The organism is Cellulosimicrobium sp. RS (genome assembly GCF_046159675.1).
Lineage (GTDB): Bacteria > Actinomycetota > Actinomycetes > Actinomycetales > Cellulomonadaceae > Cellulosimicrobium > Cellulosimicrobium funkei.
In genome coordinates, this window is record NZ_JBJXVU010000008.1 from 147,066 (window position 1) to 163,440 (window position 16,375).

18 protein-coding genes are annotated in these 16,375 nt (G+C 74.7%); 16 read left to right on the forward strand and 2 right to left on the reverse strand.

Annotated elements, in window-relative coordinates:
* The first annotated feature begins 26 nt into the window (after nucleotides 1-26).
* From ACI769_RS13755 to ACI769_RS13790, 8 genes are all read left to right on the forward strand, one after another.
* Entirely contained in the window at nucleotides 27-1,520 is a 1,494-nt protein-coding gene (locus tag ACI769_RS13755; protein WP_061267269.1) for a replication-associated recombination protein A, read from the forward strand.
* Between the two features lie 198 nt (nucleotides 1,521-1,718).
* Nucleotides 1,719-2,345 (forward strand): 30S ribosomal protein S4, encoded by a 627-nt coding sequence (gene rpsD / locus ACI769_RS13760; protein WP_021483439.1) that lies wholly within the window; start codon nucleotides 1,719-1,721, stop codon nucleotides 2,343-2,345.
* Nucleotides 2,346-2,592: 247 nt separating this feature from the next.
* Nucleotides 2,593-2,991: a DUF948 domain-containing protein gene (locus ACI769_RS13765; RefSeq protein WP_211933590.1), complete on the forward strand. Its 399-nt coding sequence runs from the start codon at nucleotides 2,593-2,595 to the stop codon at nucleotides 2,989-2,991.
* Entirely contained in the window at nucleotides 2,991-3,350 is a 360-nt protein-coding gene (locus ACI769_RS13770; RefSeq protein ID WP_144682685.1) for a hypothetical protein, read from the forward strand. The genes ACI769_RS13765 and ACI769_RS13770 overlap by 1 nt, the downstream gene beginning before the upstream one ends.
* 66 nt (nucleotides 3,351-3,416) lie before the next feature.
* Nucleotides 3,417-6,104 carry an alanine--tRNA ligase gene (gene alaS, locus ACI769_RS13775; protein ID WP_175008586.1) on the forward strand — a complete coding sequence of 896 codons (2,688 nt, stop codon included), beginning with the start codon at nucleotides 3,417-3,419 and terminating at the stop codon, nucleotides 6,102-6,104.
* The gene (gene ruvX / locus ACI769_RS13780) at nucleotides 6,101-6,637 is read left to right on the forward strand and encodes a Holliday junction resolvase RuvX (protein WP_409141753.1); all 537 of its coding nucleotides are present in this window, start codon (nucleotides 6,101-6,103) and stop codon (nucleotides 6,635-6,637) included. The genes alaS and ruvX overlap by 4 nt, the downstream gene beginning before the upstream one ends.
* A complete protein-coding gene (gene mltG, locus ACI769_RS13785) occupies nucleotides 6,634-7,788 on the forward strand; it encodes an endolytic transglycosylase MltG (protein WP_034654989.1) in 1,155 nt (384 codons plus the stop codon). Before ruvX ends, mltG begins: the two co-directional genes overlap by 4 nt.
* A complete protein-coding gene (locus ACI769_RS13790; protein ID WP_409141754.1) occupies nucleotides 7,785-8,663 on the forward strand; it encodes a shikimate dehydrogenase in 879 nt (292 codons plus the stop codon). The genes mltG and ACI769_RS13790 overlap by 4 nt, the downstream gene beginning before the upstream one ends.
* A 15-nt stretch (nucleotides 8,664-8,678) precedes the next feature.
* Here the strand turns inward: ACI769_RS13790 and ACI769_RS13795 are convergent, their stop codons facing one another.
* The gene (locus ACI769_RS13795) at nucleotides 8,679-9,389 is read right to left on the reverse strand and encodes a prepilin peptidase (protein WP_409141755.1); all 711 of its coding nucleotides are present in this window, start codon (nucleotides 9,387-9,389) and stop codon (nucleotides 8,679-8,681) included.
* A gap of 181 nt (nucleotides 9,390-9,570) precedes the next feature.
* On the opposite strand from ACI769_RS13795, the gene aroC reads away from it, so the two are divergent.
* From aroC to aroB, 3 genes are read left to right on the forward strand one after another with little or no spacing between them, the layout of a single operon-like run.
* Nucleotides 9,571-10,788, forward strand: coding sequence for a chorismate synthase (aroC, locus tag ACI769_RS13800; RefSeq protein WP_043658430.1), 1,218 nt, complete (start codon nucleotides 9,571-9,573; stop codon nucleotides 10,786-10,788).
* Nucleotides 10,788-11,414 (forward strand): shikimate kinase, encoded by a 627-nt coding sequence (locus tag ACI769_RS13805; RefSeq protein WP_409141756.1) that lies wholly within the window; start codon nucleotides 10,788-10,790, stop codon nucleotides 11,412-11,414. Before aroC ends, ACI769_RS13805 begins: the two co-directional genes overlap by 1 nt.
* Nucleotides 11,411-12,586 (forward strand): 3-dehydroquinate synthase, encoded by a 1,176-nt coding sequence (gene aroB, locus ACI769_RS13810; protein WP_409141757.1) that lies wholly within the window; start codon nucleotides 11,411-11,413, stop codon nucleotides 12,584-12,586. Before ACI769_RS13805 ends, aroB begins: the two co-directional genes overlap by 4 nt.
* Nucleotides 12,587-12,602: 16 nt before the next feature.
* Here the strand turns inward: aroB and ACI769_RS13815 are convergent, their stop codons facing one another.
* The gene (locus ACI769_RS13815) at nucleotides 12,603-13,370 is read right to left on the reverse strand and encodes a glycerophosphodiester phosphodiesterase family protein (protein WP_061267279.1); all 768 of its coding nucleotides are present in this window, start codon (nucleotides 13,368-13,370) and stop codon (nucleotides 12,603-12,605) included.
* Between the two features lie 197 nt (nucleotides 13,371-13,567).
* On the opposite strand from ACI769_RS13815, the gene ACI769_RS13820 reads away from it, so the two are divergent.
* The 5 genes from ACI769_RS13820 (at nucleotide 13,568) to nusB (ending at nucleotide 16,325) form a co-directional block, all read left to right on the forward strand.
* Nucleotides 13,568-14,023: a type II 3-dehydroquinate dehydratase gene (locus ACI769_RS13820; RefSeq protein ID WP_409141758.1), complete on the forward strand. Its 456-nt coding sequence runs from the start codon at nucleotides 13,568-13,570 to the stop codon at nucleotides 14,021-14,023.
* A 60-nt stretch (nucleotides 14,024-14,083) separates the two neighbouring features.
* Entirely contained in the window at nucleotides 14,084-14,722 is a 639-nt protein-coding gene (locus ACI769_RS13825; RefSeq protein WP_409141759.1) for a hypothetical protein, read from the forward strand.
* Nucleotides 14,719-15,201, forward strand: a complete 483-nt coding sequence (locus tag ACI769_RS13830; protein ID WP_409141760.1) for a hypothetical protein — start codon at nucleotides 14,719-14,721, stop codon at nucleotides 15,199-15,201. The genes ACI769_RS13825 and ACI769_RS13830 overlap by 4 nt, the downstream gene beginning before the upstream one ends.
* A gap of 107 nt (nucleotides 15,202-15,308) precedes the next feature.
* A complete protein-coding gene (efp, locus tag ACI769_RS13835; protein WP_021482610.1) occupies nucleotides 15,309-15,872 on the forward strand; it encodes an elongation factor P in 564 nt (187 codons plus the stop codon).
* A gap of 33 nt (nucleotides 15,873-15,905) precedes the next feature.
* Entirely contained in the window at nucleotides 15,906-16,325 is a 420-nt protein-coding gene (nusB, locus tag ACI769_RS13840; protein WP_021482611.1) for a transcription antitermination factor NusB, read from the forward strand.
* The last annotated feature ends 50 nt before the right edge of the window (nucleotides 16,326-16,375 follow it).

The window sequence follows — 16,375 nt, forward strand, 5'->3', positions numbered from 1 at the left end:
TGGGCGGCGGTGCGTAGGCTCGAGCCATGTCCACCGGTGATCTCTTCGGCGGCGACCTCTTCGGTGCCGCCACGTCCGGCGCGCAGGGCACGCCGCGACCCGGACCGGGGGCCCCGCTCGCCGTGCGCATGCGCCCCGCCACCCTCGACGAGGTCGCGGGCCAGTCCCACCTCCTCGTGCCTGGCTCGCCCCTGCGGCGGCTCATCCGGTCCGGCAGCGAGAGCGACGCGTCCGGCGGCCGCGCCGCACCCGGCTCCGTCATCCTCTGGGGCCCGCCCGGCACCGGGAAGACGACGCTCGCCTACCTCATCGCGACCGCCTCCGGCCGCCGCTTCGTCGAGCTCTCCGCCGTCACCGCGGGCGTCAAGGACGTGCGCACCGTCGTCGAGGACGCCCGGCGCCGCCTCGCCACCGGCGGCGAGGAGACCGTCCTCTTCATCGACGAGGTGCACCGCTTCTCCAAGTCCCAGCAGGACGCGCTCCTGCCCAGCGTCGAGAACCGTTGGGTCACGCTCGTCGCGGCGACCACGGAGAACCCCAGCTTCTCCGTGAACTCGCCCCTGCTCTCCCGCTCGCTCCTGCTCACGCTCCAGCCCCTCGGGGACGACGACGTCCGTGCCCTCGTGCGGCGCGCCGTCGCCGACGAGCGGGGGCTCGGCGGCCTCGTCGCGCTCACCGACGAGGCCGAGGACCACCTCGTGCGCCTCGCGGGCGGCGACGCGCGCAAGGCGCTCACCGTGCTCGAGGCCGCCGCGGGCGCCGCGCTGTCCGACGCCCCGGTGCCCGTGCCCGCGACGGCCGTCCCGGCCGACGACGACGCCGCGCTCCCCGAGGGTGCGGGGAGCGGCACGCCTGACGCCGGCCCCCCGCCCGTGCCCGTCGACCTCGACGCGGTCGAGCGCGCCGTCGACGTCGCCGCCGTGCGGTACGACCGCGACGGCGACCAGCACTACGACGTCGTGTCCGCGTTCATCAAGTCGATGCGCGGCTCTGACGTCGACGCCTCGCTGCACTACCTCGCCCGCATGATCGCGGCGGGGGAGGACCCACGCTTCATCGCCCGCCGCATCGTCATCGCCGCCGCGGAGGACGTCGGCATGGCCGACCCCTCGGCCCTGCAGACCGCCGTCGCCGCCGCCCAGGCCGTCCAGCTCATCGGCATGCCCGAGGGACGCATCGTCCTCGCCGAGGCCGTCGTGCACCTCGCGACCGCGCCCAAGTCGAACGCCGCCTACCTCGGGATCGACGCAGCGCTCGCGGACGTGCGGGCCGGGAGGGCGGGTTCCGTCCCGCCGCACCTGCGCGACGCGCATTACCCGGGCGCCAAGCAGCTGGGGCACGGCGCGGGCTACCGGTACGCGCACGACGCGCCGCACGGTGTCGCGGCGCAGCAGTACCTTCCGGACTCCCTCGTCGGGTCGCGGTACTACACGCCCACGGACCGCGGGTACGAGCGGCAGGTCACGGAGCGCCTCGGGCGCATCCGCGACATCCTCGACCAGGACGGCCCCGCGCGCTGACGAGGGCGGGGACCACGACGCCCCACGTGCGGTAGACTGCTCAGGTTGCCTTCACGGCGACCACCTGGGACCTCGGCCCCGACCCCTCGCCCCTCCTCGCGGTGGAGCGCGCGGTCCATCGGCTGGTCCCGCACCCGGACCCGGTTCTCGGGACCAGGTGTGACGTCAGAACCCGAACGACAGGAATGAGATACCGCTGTGACGTCTGTCAAGCGCTCGCGCCGCCAGGTCCGCCTGAGCCGCGCCCTGGGCATCGCCCTCACCCCGAAGGCCGTCAAGCACTTCGAGAAGCGCCCGTACCCCCCGGGTGAGCACGGCCGCGCCCGCCGCCGCACCGAGTCGGACTACGCGGTCCGTCTCCGCGAGAAGCAGCGTCTGCGCGCCCAGTACATGCTCCGCGAGAAGCAGCTCGCGCGTGCGTACGAGGACGCCCGCAAGGACAAGGGCCTGACCGGTGAGGCGCTCGTCGAGAACCTCGAGATGCGTCTCGACGCCCTCGTGCTCCGCGCCGGCTTCGCCCGCACCATCCTGCAGGCACGCCAGGCGGTCACGCACCGCCACATCCTCGTCGACGGCAAGATCGTGGACCGCCCGTCGTTCCGCGTGAAGCCCGGCCAGACCCTCCAGGTCAAGCCGAAGAGCCAGGCGACGACGCCGTTCCAGGTCGCGGCCGCGGGCGCGCACCGCGACGTGCTGCCGGCCGTCCCGGGCTACCTGGACGTCCAGCTCGAGAAGCTCAGCGCGGTGCTCACGCGTCGCCCGAAGCGCGCCGAGGTCCCCGTGCAGTGCGAGGTCCAGCTCGTCGTCGAGTACTACGCTCGCTGAGTCCCGCTCCGGACGCCTCGCTCACCGCTTCGTCGGCGAGCGGGGCGTTCGTGCGTCCGGGCCGGTGCGTCGGCCCGCCCCCGCGAGGGCGCCGTTGCGCCGTGCCCGACGACGGTCCCCGCCCTGGTGCGGGTAGTGTTTCGCGGAGCCGTGGGTACGTCCGCGAGGAGCCCGCGGCGACGACCGTCCCGCGCGCACGGCGCGCGGGTGCCGCGCCCGCGGCACCGTGACTGGCACTGGAGGAAGAATGTCCCTGGGAGATGTGGCCGGCCTCATCGCAGCCGTCGCTTTCGTGCTGCTCGTCGGCCTGCTCGCGGTGCCGCTCCTCAAGCTCGGCCGCGTGCTCGACGAGGCGCGCGCGAGCATCAAGGAGGTCACCGACCACTCGGTGCCGATCCTCGACGAGGCCGCGACGACCGTCGCCACGACGAACAGCCAGCTCGTCAAGGTCGACACCATCACCACGTCGGCCGCCCAGGTGAGCGAGAACGTCTCCGCGCTCACGGGCCTGTACGCCGCCACGTTCGGTGCGCCGCTGGTCAAGGTCGCCGCGTTCACGTACGGCGTGCGCCAGGCTGCCGCGCGCTCGTTCGGCCGCCGGCGGTCGTCGAGCAGCTCCGCGAGCCGCGCCGAGGGGTCGCGCTGATGCGCCGGGTCTTCTGGATCGGCGTCGGGGTCGCGATCACGGTCGTGGTCGTCGTGCGCGGCAAGAAGGTCCTCGCGCGCTACGCGCCGGCGTCGCTCGTGGACCAGGCGACGGAGCAGGTGAACGGCCTCGGCGAGAAGGTCGTCGAGATCGCCCGCGACTTCCGCACGGAGTTCGTGCTCGCGCGCGACGCGCGCGAGCAGGAGCTCATGGCGGCGCTGCTCGCCGAGGGCCAGGAGGACCCGGACGCCGTCCGCGCGCGTCGCGCGGCCGGACGCCACGCGCGCCCCGCCGGCGCCGACCGGGACGCGTTCGACGACGCGGATGACGTCGAGGACCTGCTCGGTTACTCCTTCTAGGACGCCGAGCCCGCGGCGCCCACCGCACCACCCCGCACGACCACCGACCTCTTTCCGAAGGACATCATGCGCACCGCCGAGATCCGCAAGCGCTGGCTCGACTACTTCGCCGACCGCGACCACACCGTCGTGCCGTCGGCGTCGCTCGTCTCCCCGGACCCGTCCACGCTGTTCACCATCGCGGGCATGGTCCCGTTCATCCCGTACATGACGGGGGAGCAGACCCCGCCGTGGGACCGCGCGACGAGCGTCCAGAAGTGCGTGCGCACCCTCGACATCGACGAGGTCGGCAAGACGACGCGTCACGGCACGTTCTTCCAGATGAACGGCAACTTCTCGTTCGGGGACTACTTCAAGGAAGGCGCGATCACCTACGCCTGGGACCTCGTCACGGGCGCGCGCGAGGAGGGGAAGTACGGCTTCGACCCGGAGAGCGTGTGGGTCACCGTCTACCACGACGACGACGAGGCGCGGCAGCTCTGGAAGCGCATCGCCGGCCTGCCGGACGAGCGCATCCAGGCCCGCGGCAAGAAGGACAACTACTGGTCCACGGGCCAGCCCGGCCCCGCGGGCCCGTGCTCGGAGATCTACATCGACCGCGGTCCGGAGTTCGGTCAGGAGGGTGGCCCCGTCGTCGACGAGGACCGCTACCTGGAGATCTGGAACCTCGTCTTCATGCAGTACGCGATCGACGACGTGAAATCCAAGGAGGAGTTCCGGATCGTCTCGGAGCTCGCGCGCAAGAACATCGACACGGGCATGGGCCTGGAGCGCGTCGCGTACCTGCTCCAGGGCAAGGACAACCTCTACGAGATCGACGAGGTGTTCCCCGTCATCACCGCGGCCGAGGCGCTCTCGGGCAAGCGCTACGGCGCGAACCACGAGGACGACGTCCGCATGCGCGTCGTGGCCGACCACGTCCGCTCGGCGCTCATGATCATGAGCGACGGCGTGCGCCCGTCCAACGAGGGCCGCGGCTACGTGCTGCGCCGTCTGCTGCGCCGCTCGGTGCGCGCGATGCGCCTGCTCGGCGTCGAGGACCGCGCCATGCCCGCGCTGCTCCCGGTGAGCCGCGACGCGATGGCGCCGTCGTACCCGGAGGTCGCGACGGACTTCGCGCGCATCTCCGACGTCGCCTACACCGAGGAGGACGCGTTCCGTCGCACGCTCACGGCCGGCACGACGATCCTCGACACCGCCGTGTCGCGGGCGAAGGCCGCGGCCGGCTCGGGCGGGACGCCGCTGCTCGGCGGCGACCAGGCGTTCGCGCTGCACGACACCTACGGCTTCCCGATCGACCTCACGCTCGAGATGGCCGCCGAGCAGGGCGTCCAGGTCGACGAGAAGGCGTTCCGCGCGCTCATGACCGAGCAGCGCCAGCGGGCGCGCGCCGACGCGCTCGCGAAGCGCTCCGGCGGCGTCGACACGGCCGCGTACGAGTCGCTCGCGTCCGAGCTCGCGGCGCCCGTGGAGTTCCTCGGGTACACCGAGTCGTCCGCGGCGGTGCGCGTCGCCGGCCTGCTGGTCGACGGCGTCCCCGCCCCGGCCGCGACGGCCCCGGCGGACGTCGAGGTCGTGCTCGACCGCACCCCGTTCTACGCGGAGGCCGGTGGCCAGCTCGCCGACCACGGCACGATCGTGCTCGACGGCGGCGCGACCATCGAGGTCGACGACGTGCAGCGCCCCATCAAGGGCCTGTCGGTGCACCGCGGCCGCCTGGTCGAGGGCACCGCGGCGCTCGGCGACCCCGGAACCGCGACGATCGACCGCGACCGCCGCAAGGCGATCAGCCGCGCCCACTCGGCGACGCACATGATCCACAAGGCGCTCCAGGAGTCGCTCGGCAAGGACGCGACGCAGGCCGGGTCGGAGAACGCGCCCAGCCGCATCCGCTTCGACTTCCGCCGCTCGTCCGCCGTGCCCTCGGGCGCGCTCTCGGAGATCGAGGAGCGGGTCAACACCCAGCTCCAGGAGAACCTCGAGGTCACCGACCAGCTCATGCCGATCACCGAGGCGCGCGCCCTGGGGGCGATGGCGCTGTTCGGCGAGAAGTACGGCGACACCGTGCGTGTCGTCTCCATCGGCGGCGACTGGTCGCGCGAGCTCTGCGCGGGCACGCACGTGCAGCGCACGGGCCAGCTCGGCCTCGTCACGCTGCTCGGCGAGTCGTCGATCGGCTCGGGCGTGCGGCGCGTCGACGCGCTCGTCGGGGACGGCGCGTACGGCTTCCAGGCGAAGGAGCACGCGCTCGTGGGCCAGCTCACGGGCCTGCTCAACGTGCGGACCGAGGAGCTGCCCGACCGCGTGAGCACGCTCGTGTCGCGCCTGCGCGACGCCGAGAAGGAGCTCGCCCAGCTCCGGCAGGCGCAGCTCCTCGCGGCGGCCGGCACGCTCGCCGCCGGGGCGGAGCTCGTGGGTGGCACGCGCGTCGTCGTGCACGACGCCGGCGAGGTCGCGTCCGCGGACGACCTGCGCGCGCTCGCGCTCGACGTGCGCGGCCGGCTCGGCGAGGCGGAGCCTGCGGTCGTCGCCGTCGGCGGCGTCGCCAAGGGCCGCCCGCAGGTCGTCGTCGTGACGAACGCCTCCGCGCGCGCGGCCGGGCTGCGCGCCGGCGTGCTCGCCAAGGCCGCGGCCCAGACGCTCGGCGGCGGGGGCGGCGGCAAGGACGACATGGCCCAGGGCGGCGGCACGGACGTGTCCGCGCTGCCCGCCGCCCTCCGGGGCGTGCGCGACGGCGCCGCGGCCGGCGCGTGACCGGCCTGCTCGTGCAGCCCGCCGACGACGGGCGCGCCCCCCTCCCGCGGGGGGCGCGCCTCGGCGTCGACGTGGGCAGCGTCCGCGTCGGCCTGGCTGCGAGCGACCCCGACGGGCTCGTCGCGACCCCCGTCGAGACCCTCGCGCGCGACACCCGCGGCGGCGCGGCGGTCCCCGCCGACGTCGCCCGCATCGCGGCCGAGGTCGACGAGCGCAACGCCCAGGTCGTGTACGTGGGCCTGCCGCGGCACCTCTCGGGCGGGGAGGGCGCCGCCGCCCAGGGCGCGCGGGCGTACGCTGGTGCGGTGGCTCGCGTCGTCGCACCGGTGCCGGTGCACCTCGTCGACGAGCGGATGACGACCGTCAGCGCCCACCAGGCGCTGCACGCGTCGGGACGCGCCGGGCGCAAGCACCGGAGCGTCGTCGACCAGGCCGCCGCCGTTATCATTCTGCAATCCGCTCTCGAGGCCGAGCGGGGCGCGGGGGTGCGCGCCGGAGAACCTGTAGACCCGACAGGAGACCACCGACCGTGACCGACCTGTTCGAACGGCCCGCAGTCCAGGGCGAGCAGCAGCCCGCGCGCTCCTCGCGCGCCGAGCAGCGCGCGCGCCGGGCCGCGAAGAAGCGACGCCAGCGCCGGCGCCGCCGGGCCCTCGTGGTCCTGCTCGTCTCGCTCCTCGTGGTGGGCGGAGCGGGCTACCTCCTGCTCAACAACGCCTCCGACCTCTTCGGGTTCGCGAACCCGCTCGAGGCGAAGGACTTCGACGGCCCGGGGACCGAGCCCGTCGACGTCGTGATCGAGCCCGGGTCCACGGGCCGCGACATGGGGGCCGTGCTCACCGAGGCGGGCGTCGTCGCGAGCTCCGCGGCGTTCGCCAGCGCGTTCGAGGAGAACCCGAACGCCGGCAAGATCCAGCCGGGCACGCACACGCTGCTCCTCGGGATGTCCGCGAAGGACGCCGTCGCGCGTCTCGTGGCGAACGACTCGCGCGTCGAGACGAAGATCACGATCCCCGAGGGCTACACCGTCAAGCAGATCCTCGAGCGGTCGTCCTCCGTCACGGGAATCTCCGTCGCGGAGTTCGAGGCGGCCATGGCCGACACCGCCGCCACGGGGCTGCCCGCCGAGGCGAACGGCAACTACGAGGGCTGGCTCTACCCGACGACGTACGTCCTCGAGCCGGGCGACGTCACCGCCACGGGGATCATCCAGGGCATGGTGAGCCAGACCACGAGCGAGCTCGCCGAGCTCGGCGTCGCGCCCGAGCGCTTCCAAGAGGTGCTCACGATGGCGTCGATCGTCGAGTGGGAGGGCAAGAACGCGGAGCAGCGGCAGAAGGTCGCTCGAGTGATCTACAACCGCATCGAGGACGGCATGCCGCTCGGCATGGACGCGATCGACGTCTACGGGCTGGGCAAGCCGGCCGGCCAGATCACGACCGAGGAGTTCCAGAATCCCGACCTCCCGTACGCGTCGCGCGTCCACAAGGGGCTGCCCCCGACCCCGATCGGGAGCCCGAGCCGGGAGAGCGTCGAGGCCGTCCTCAACGCGCCGGAGGGTCCGTGGCTCTGGTACGTCACCGTGAACCTGGACACCGGAGAGACGAAGTTCACCGACAAGTACGCGGAGTTCGAGCAGTTCAAGCAGGAGTACCGGCAGTGGTTGGAGGAGAACGAGGGGTGAGCGCGACGCGCCCGCCGCGACGGGCGGCCGTCCTCGGTCACCCCGTCGCGCACTCGCTGTCCCCGGTGCTGCACCGTGCCGCGTACGACGCGCTCGGGCTGGACGGGTGGTCGTACGAGGCGATCGACACGACCGAGGAGCAGCTGCCGGCCTTCGTCAACGGCCTCGACGCCTCGTGGGCGGGTCTGAGCCTGACCATGCCGCTCAAGCACGCGGTGATCCCGCTGCTGGACCACGTCGACCCGCTCGCGAACGTCGTCGGGGCGGTCAACACGCTCGTGGTGCAGCCCACGGGCGGGACGCGACCGACGTTCGTCGGGACGAACACCGACGTGCACGGCCTCGTGGCGGCGCTGCGCGAGGGGCTGGGGGAGCGGGAGGTGCGCTCCGCCGTCGTGCTGGGCGCCGGCGCGACCGCCGCCTCGACGCTCGCCGCGCTCGCGCAGCTGGGCTGCGCGGCGCCGACCGTCCTCGTGCGCTCGCTCGGGCGCACGGGCAGCCTCCAGCGCGCCGCGCACCGCATGGGCGTCGAGCCGCGGTTCGAGGTGCTGGACCCGGCGTCGCCCGCGGTCGTCGACCGCCTCGCGCGCACGGACGCCGTCGTGGCCACCCTGCCGTCGCGTGCCGCCGACCCGGTGGCGGACGCGCTGTCCCGGGCCGGGGCGACGCCCGGCGGGGTCCTCCTCGACGTCGTCTACGACCCCCGGCCCACCGCGCTGTCCGTCGCCTGGACCGCGGGCGGCGGCACCGTCGTCGGCGGTGAGCGCATGCTCCTGCACCAGGCGGCCGAGCAGGTGCGGCTCATGACCGGCAGGACGGCGCCGCTGGCGACGATGGACCGCGCGCTCGGCTCCGCGCTCGGCGCCCCGGTCTGAGCCCGCCGGGGGCGCTCAGCCGCCGAGGACCGCGTCGGTCGTCGTCTGCCCCCAGCCGGCGGCGACGCCCGGGCCGAGCACCATGAAGGGGCCGAAGGCCACCGCGGTGTCGCGGCGAGCGCGCCGCGAGACCACCAGGCCGAGCGCCCACGCCCCGCCGAGCAGGAACGGCAGGAGGAGCCCGGCGACGAGCTCGGCCCACCCGAGCCACGCGAGCGGGGTGCCGAGCGTGCCGGCGAGCTTCACGTCGCCGAACCCCAGCCCGGGCGGGTGCGCGAGCCGCAGCGCGGCGTAGGCGCAGAAGCCCACGGCGCCCCCGGCGAGCGCGCGGACGAGCGGCTCCCCGTCGCCCGCCGCGAGCGACGCGCCCGCGAGCAGCACGACGACCGCGACCCCCGTCGGGAGCACGATCACGTCCGGCAGGCGGTGGGTGCGCGCGTCGACCACGGCGAGCAGCGCACCGGCCGCGGCGACGACCACGACGGCGGGCGTCGCCCACGACGGGCCCGACCACCACACCGCGGCCAGCGCCGCGAGCAGCGCGAGCGCTCCACCCGCCCGGCCCGCGACCCGGAGCTCCCGGGCGAGGTCGGCGCGACGGCGTCGTCCCCACGACCTCGGCGCGTCCGCGGTCACGACAGCCGCCCGCGCCTCGTCCCGCTCGTCGTCACCCGACCCGCGGAGCGATCCCGCGGCGTGCCTCGTCCCGTCCCCCTGCTGGACCATGCGCGGCACCGTAGCGCGCCCGCGGTGGCGTGGGACGTCGTCGTCCACAGACCGCCGCATCGACGAGCACGGCGCGGTCCGCGGCGTCCCCTCAGGACCCCTCGACCCGTCGTCGCACGCCGTCGGTCCGTACTGCGGGCGCCCGCCGGGACGGGCGCGCCGACGTGGGAGGATGGCGATCATGCTGCGTTGGTTGACATCGGGTGAGTCGCACGGCGAGGCGCTGGTCGGGATCCTCGACGGGCTGCCCGCGGGCGTCGAGCTCACGACGGACGACGTGCGCGCCGCGCTCGCGCGCCGCCGCCTCGGGTACGGCCGCGGTTCGCGGCAGAAGTTCGAGCAGGACGAGCTGCGCGTCCTCGGCGGCCTGCGCCACGGCGTGACCCAGGGCGGGCCGCTGGCCATCGAGATCGCGAACTCCGAGTGGCCCAAGTGGGTCGACGTCATGTCGTCCGACCCGGTGCCGCCCGAGGCCCTGCTCGTCGACGCCGGGACGGGCGACGTCCGGGAGATCGCGCGCAACCGCCCGCTCACCCGGCCCCGCCCGGGGCACGCCGACCTCGTCGGCATGCGCAAGTACGGCTTCGAGGACGCGCGCCCCGTGCTCGAGCGCGCCTCGGCACGCGAGACGGCGACGCGCGTCGCGCTCGGCACGGCCGCGGCGAAGTTCCTCGAGCAGGCGCTCGGCGTCCGGCTCGTGTCGCACGTCGTCGCCATCGGGCCGGTCGAGGTCCCCGAGGACGCGCCGGTGCCCGGCCCCGACGACGTCACGGCGCTCGACGCGGACCCGGTGCGCTGCTTCGACCCGGACGCCGCCGCGGCCATGGTCGCGGAGATCGACGAGTGCCAGAAGGCGGGCGACACCCTCGGCGGCGTCGTCGAGGTGCTCGCGTACGGCGTCCCTTCTGGCCTGGGCACCTACGCGCAGAGCGACCGTCGCCTCGACGCGCGCCTCGCCGCCGTCCTCATGGGGATCCAGGCGATCAAGGGCGTCGAGGTCGGCGACGGCTTCCGCACCGCGCGCCGCCGCGGGTCTGCCGCGCACGACGAGATCGAGCGCGGCGCCGACGGCCGCATCCACCGTCGCAGCAACCGCGCCGGCGGCGTCGAGGGCGGCATGTCGAACGGCGAGGTGGTGCGCGTGCGCGCCGCCATGAAGCCGATCTCGACGGTGCCGCGCGCGCTCGCGACGGTCGACGTCGTCACCGGCGACGTCGCCAAGGCCCAGCACCAGCGCTCCGACGTGTGCGCGGTCCCGCCCGCGGCGGTCGTCGCCGAGGCGATGGTCGCGCTCGTGCTCGCCGAGCAGGCGCTCGAGAAGTTCGGCGGCGACTCGGTCGCGGAGGTCCGCCGGAACGCCGAGGCGTACCTCGCCGCGATCCCCGAGCTGCAGCGCTGATGACGCCCGTCGCCCCGGGGACCCGTCCGGTCGTCGTGCTCGTCGGCCCGCCCGGCAGCGGGAAGTCGACGGTCGCCCGCCACCTGGCCGAGCTGCTCGGCCTCGCGCAGCGAGACACGGACGTCGACGTCGAGACCACGGCCGGGAAGCCGGTCGCGGACATCTTCGTCGACCACGGCGAGCCGCACTTCCGCGAGCTGGAGCGTGAGGCCGTGACGACCGCGCTCGCGACGCACGACGGCGTCCTCGCCCTGGGCGGCGGCGCGGTGCTCGACGAGCACACGCAGACCGCCCTCGCGGCGTACGTCGCCGCGGGCGGGACGGTCGTGTTCCTCGACGTGAGCCTCGCGCACGCCGCGCCGCGCGTCGGCCTCAACCAGGCGCGCCCGCTCCTGCTCGGCAACCCGCGGGCGCGCTGGGCCGCCCTCATGGAGGCGCGTCGGCCCGTCTACGAGCGGGTCTCGACGCTGCACGTCGTCACCGACGCGCGCACGCCCGCCCAGGTCGCCCGCGAGATCCGCGGGCACCTCGCGGGCGACATCGCGCCCGGCACCCCGGGGCGCACGACGCCCGCACCCCCGCCGGCCGACCCCGCCGGCACCCCGGTCGAACAGGAGAACGCGTGACCCCCGACGCCACCACCCCCGCCCAGCACCCGGCCGCTGCCGCGCCGACGCGCGTCCGGGTCGCGGGCGAGCAGCCGTACGACGTCGTCGTGGGGCGCCACCTGCTCGGCGAGCTGCCCGCGATGCTCGGCGGCTCGGTGCGCCGGGTGCTCGTCGTGCACCCCGCGGCCCTCGCCGCGACGGCCGAGGTCGTCCACGAGGACCTCAAGGCGTCGGGCTACGAGGCGTACGTCGCGGAGGTGCCGGACGCCGAGGAGGCCAAGACCGCGCAGGTCGCCGCGTTCCTCTGGGGCGTGCTCGGGCAGCTGGACTTCACGCGCACGGACGCGGTCGTCACGGTCGGCGGCGGCGCGACGACGGACCTCGGCGGCTTCGTCGCCGCGACGTGGCTGCGCGGCATCCGCGTGGTGCACGTGCCGACGACGCTCCTCGCGATGGTCGACGCCGCGGTCGGGGGCAAGACCGGCATCAACACCGCCGAGGGCAAGAACCTCGTCGGCGCGTTCCACCCGCCGGCGGGCGTCCTGTGCGACCTCGCGGCCCTGGAGTCGCTCGGCCGCTGGGACTTCGTCGCGGGGCTCGCGGAGGTCGTCAAGACGGGCTTCATCGCGGACGAGCGCATCCTCGAGCTCGTCGAGGAGCACGCCGACGCGCTCGCCGCGTGGGGCACCCGGCCGACGACGGACGAGACCTGGGCCGTCGTCGCCGAGCTCGTCGAGCGCTCGGTCGCGGTCAAGGCGCGCGTCGTGGGGGAGGACCTCAAGGAGGCCGGGCTGCGCGAGATCCTCAACTACGGCCACACGCTGGGCCACGCCGTCGAGCTCACCGAGCGCTACCAGTGGCGCCACGGCGCGGCCGTCTCCGTCGGCATGGTGTTCGCCGCCGAGCTCTCGCGCCTCGCCGGGAAGCTGGACGACGCCGTCGTCGACCGCCACCGCGCGATCCTCGGCTCGCTCGGGCTGCCCCTCACCTACCGGGGCGACCGGTGGGAGCAGCTGCTGTCCGCGATGCGCCGCGACAAGAAGTCGCGCGGCGACCTCCTGCGCTTCGTCGTGCTCGACGACGTCGCCCGCCCGACGCGCCTCGAGGGCCCGGACCCGACGCTCCTCGCCGCGGCCTACGCCGAGATCGCGGCGGACGCCCCGGTGGGCCGGGGGCCGATCGCCCTCTGACGGATCCTCGGCGGGGTCAGGCCCAGAGCCCCCGGCCGCGGAGCACGTCGCGCAGCACGTCCGAGCGGTCGGTCACGATGCCGTCGACCCCGAGGTCGAGCAGCCGGTGCATCGTCGGCGCGTCGTTGACCGTCCAGGCGTGCACCGCGACGCCGGCCCGGTGCGCGGCCCGCACGAACGCCGAGTCCACGACCCGGACCCAGCCCTCGCGCACCGGGACCTGGAGGCAGTCGACCGAGCGGGCCGCGAGGCGGGCGAGCGCGTCCGCCCGCGCGCGCCCCGCGAGCAGCATGCCCACGACCGCGCCTCGCGCGCCGGACACGGTCACGGGGCGCGAGAGCCGCGCCACGGTCGCCTCTCGCCGCGACGCGGCGAACGACGCGACGCACACGCGGTCGTGCGCGCGCGTGCGTTCGATCGCGCGCGCGACGGGCTCGGCCGCCGCGGCCGACTTGACGTCGACGTTCACCCGCAGGTCCGGCCACGTCCCGAGGACGTCCTCCAGCGACGGCACCGGCTCGCGGCCGCCGATCCGGGCGGTGCGCACCGTGCGCCACGGGAGGTCGGCCACCAGGCCGCGCGCGTCCGTCGTCCGGTCCAGCGAGGCGTCGTGGAGCGCCACGGCGACGCCGTCCGACGTCGCGTGGGCGTCCGTCTCGACGTACCGGAGCCCCAGCTCACGGGCCGCCGCGAACGCCGCCATCGAGTTCTCCAGGCCGTCGCGCGAGAAGCCGCGGTGCGCGAGCGCCGCGAACGGGGCGTCGAGGTAGCGCGTCGCGCTCATGCGGCTGTCCGCGGACGAGCGCCGGACGGCGCGGCGACGGGCGCGGAGCGCAGGTGCGGGTGCCGTGCCGGCGGCCGGGGGCGGGCAGCGCTGAGGGTCACCCCGCCAGCCTGCCCGAGGCCGTGGTCCGTCGCCCGTCGGGAGCGGCCCCGGACGTGTCGCCGTCGTCCTCCCCGGCACGGCTAGGCTCGGGCGCCATGGAACGCGTGCTCGTCCTCAACGGACCCAACCTCGGCCGGCTCGGCGTGCGCGAGCCGGAGATCTACGGCTCGGCCTCGATGGCGGACCTCCGCGAGTCGGCGACGACGTGGGGGAGCGCTCTCGACCTCGCCGTCGACGTGCGGCAGACCGACGACGAGTCCGAGCTCGTCGGCTGGCTGCACGAGGCCGTCGACGCGCGGGCCCACGTCGTGCTCAACCCGGCCGCGTTCACGCACTACTCCTACGCGGTGCGTGACGCCGCCGCGCAGGTCACGACGTCCGGCCTGCTGCTGGTCGAGGTCCACCTCAGCAACCCGGCGGCGCGCGAGGCGTTCCGCAGCCACTCCGTCGTGGGGGCGGTCGCGACCGGCACGGTGGCAGGCTTCGGGTTCGACTCCTACCGGCTCGCGCTGGAGGCCGTCGCGGCTCGCCTTCGGTCCACCGAGGCTTGATCTGCTCCGATCAAGCCTCCGGGCTTGATGGTCGACGAACAAGGATCTAGCCTTGATGTCATGTACGTGCTGACCGTCGACCAGCGGGGGAGCACCGGTCGGCCCGACCGCGTCCCCGAGGTGCTCGCGCGCCTCGACGAGATGCTGGCAGGCCGCGACGGCGTCGTCGTCCCGTTCGCCCGGACGGTCGGCGACGAGGTCCAGGGCGTCCTCGACGACCCGGAGGTCGTCGTCGAGGTCGTGCTCGACCTCCTGCGCGACGGCGGCTGGAGCGTCGGCCTCGGCGTCGGGCCGGTCGACGAGCCGCTGCCCCCGGTGTCGCGCGAGGCGTCGGGCACGGCGTTCGTGCGCGCCCGCGAGGCGGTCGAGCAGGCGAAGTCGCGCGCGGCCACCGCGCCCGTGGCCGTCCGTGGGGAGCCCGCGGCGCGCGCCGCGGAGGTCGAGGCGCTCCTGCGCCTCCTCGCGGCGGTCGTGGACCGGCGCACCGCGCCCGGGTGGGAGGCCGTCGACGCGCTGGCGCGTGTGGGTGGGACCCAGAAGGATGTGGCTCGCGCGCTCGGCGTATCCGAGCAGGCGGTCAGCCAGCGGCTGCGCACCGCGCTGTGGCCCGAGGAGGCGGCGGCGCGGCCCGTGGTCGCGAGGCTGCTGGGCGAGCTCCACGAGGGGCCGCCGGTGGATCGGCAGGAGGAGAGGGCGTGACGGACCCGGTGACAGTCGTGCTCGTGGTGCTCGTCTGGGTGGTCGCGCTCGCCGCGAGCGTCCTCGGCGGCGGCCCCGTGACCCAGGTGGTCCTGCGCGCGGCGGCGCGCGCGGGCGGCTCGTCCGCCCCAGGGCGCGCCGGCCGGCCGCGGCGCGGTGCCCCGGCGGACCCGGCGGCCGTCCCGGTGCCCCCGCCGCCCCCTCCGACGACGGGGCCGATCGGGACGGAGGCCGTCAAGGCCCTGCGCGGCGGGACGTGGATCGGGATCCTCGAGCGGTTCGCGATCACCGGCTGCCTCCTCGCGGGCGAGCCGGGCGGCATCGCCTTCGTCGTCGCGATCAAGGGCCTGGGCCGCTACCCCGAGCTGCGTGAGCACCCCGTCGCGTCGGAGCGCTTCGTCATCGGGACGCTCGCCTCGATGTGCTGGGCGGCGACCCTGGGCGTCGTGGCGAACGCGGTCCTCGCCGCGCTCCGGTAAGATCGTCAAGGCCCATTTCCGCATCCCGCTCTCGTGGCCCCGTCGTGCCGTCCCGGCACGCGGCAGCGCGTCGACGGGACCGCTGACCCTCCGACAGGAAGACGAACGTGGCGACCACCAACGACATCAAGAACGGCACCGTGCTGCGACTCGACGGCCAGCTGTGGACCGTGATCGAGTTCCAGCACGTCAAGCCCGGCAAGGGTGGCGCGTTCGTCCGCACCAAGATCAAGAACGTCATGACGGGCAAGACGATCGACAAGACGTTCAACGCCGGCCTCAAGATCGAGACCGCCAACGTCGACCGCCGTGACTTCCAGTACCTGTACCAGGACGGCGCGGACTACGTGTTCATGGACACCTCGACGTACGACCAGATCACGGTCGGTGCCGAGATCGTGGGCGACGCCAAGGACTACATGCTCGAGAACCAGAACGTGCTCATCGCGTCGAACGACGGCCAGCCGCTCTACATCGAGCTGCCCGCCTCGGTCGTCCTCGAGATCACGTACACCGAGCCGGGCCTGCAGGGCGACCGCTCGACGGGCGGCACCAAGCCCGCGACGCTCGAGACGGGCGCGCAGATCCAGGTCCCGCTCTTCCTCGAGCAGGGCACCAAGGTCAAGGTCGACACGCGTGACGGGTCGTACCTCGGCCGCGTGAACGACTGACCGCTGGCCCCGACGGACAGACGACGGACTGACATGGCCGCACGCACCAAGGCGCGCAAGCGCGCGCTCGACGTCCTCTTCGAGGCGGAGCAGCGTCACGTGGACCCGACGACCCTCCTCGCGGAGCGCGTCGCCGACCCCGGGACGGCGCAGACCGCGCTGCCGCAGTACGCGGTCGACATCGTCGAGGGCGTGCTCGCCCACCGCGAGCGCATCGACGAGCTGCTCGAGACCTACTCCCACGGGTGGACGCTCGAGCGCATGCCCGCCGTCGACCGGGCGCTGCTGCGCATCGGCGGCTGGGAGATCCTCTTCAACGACGACGTCCCGGACGTCGTCGCGATCGACGAGGCCGTCGACCTCGCGCGCTCCCTGTCGACGGACGACTCGCCGTCGTTCGTCAACGGGCTGCTCGCGCGCATCGTCGAGATGAAGCCGACGATCACGGCCTGACCGCGGCGCCCGGCCGCGGCCGGGACGACGCCTCGCGCGGCGTCGGTCAC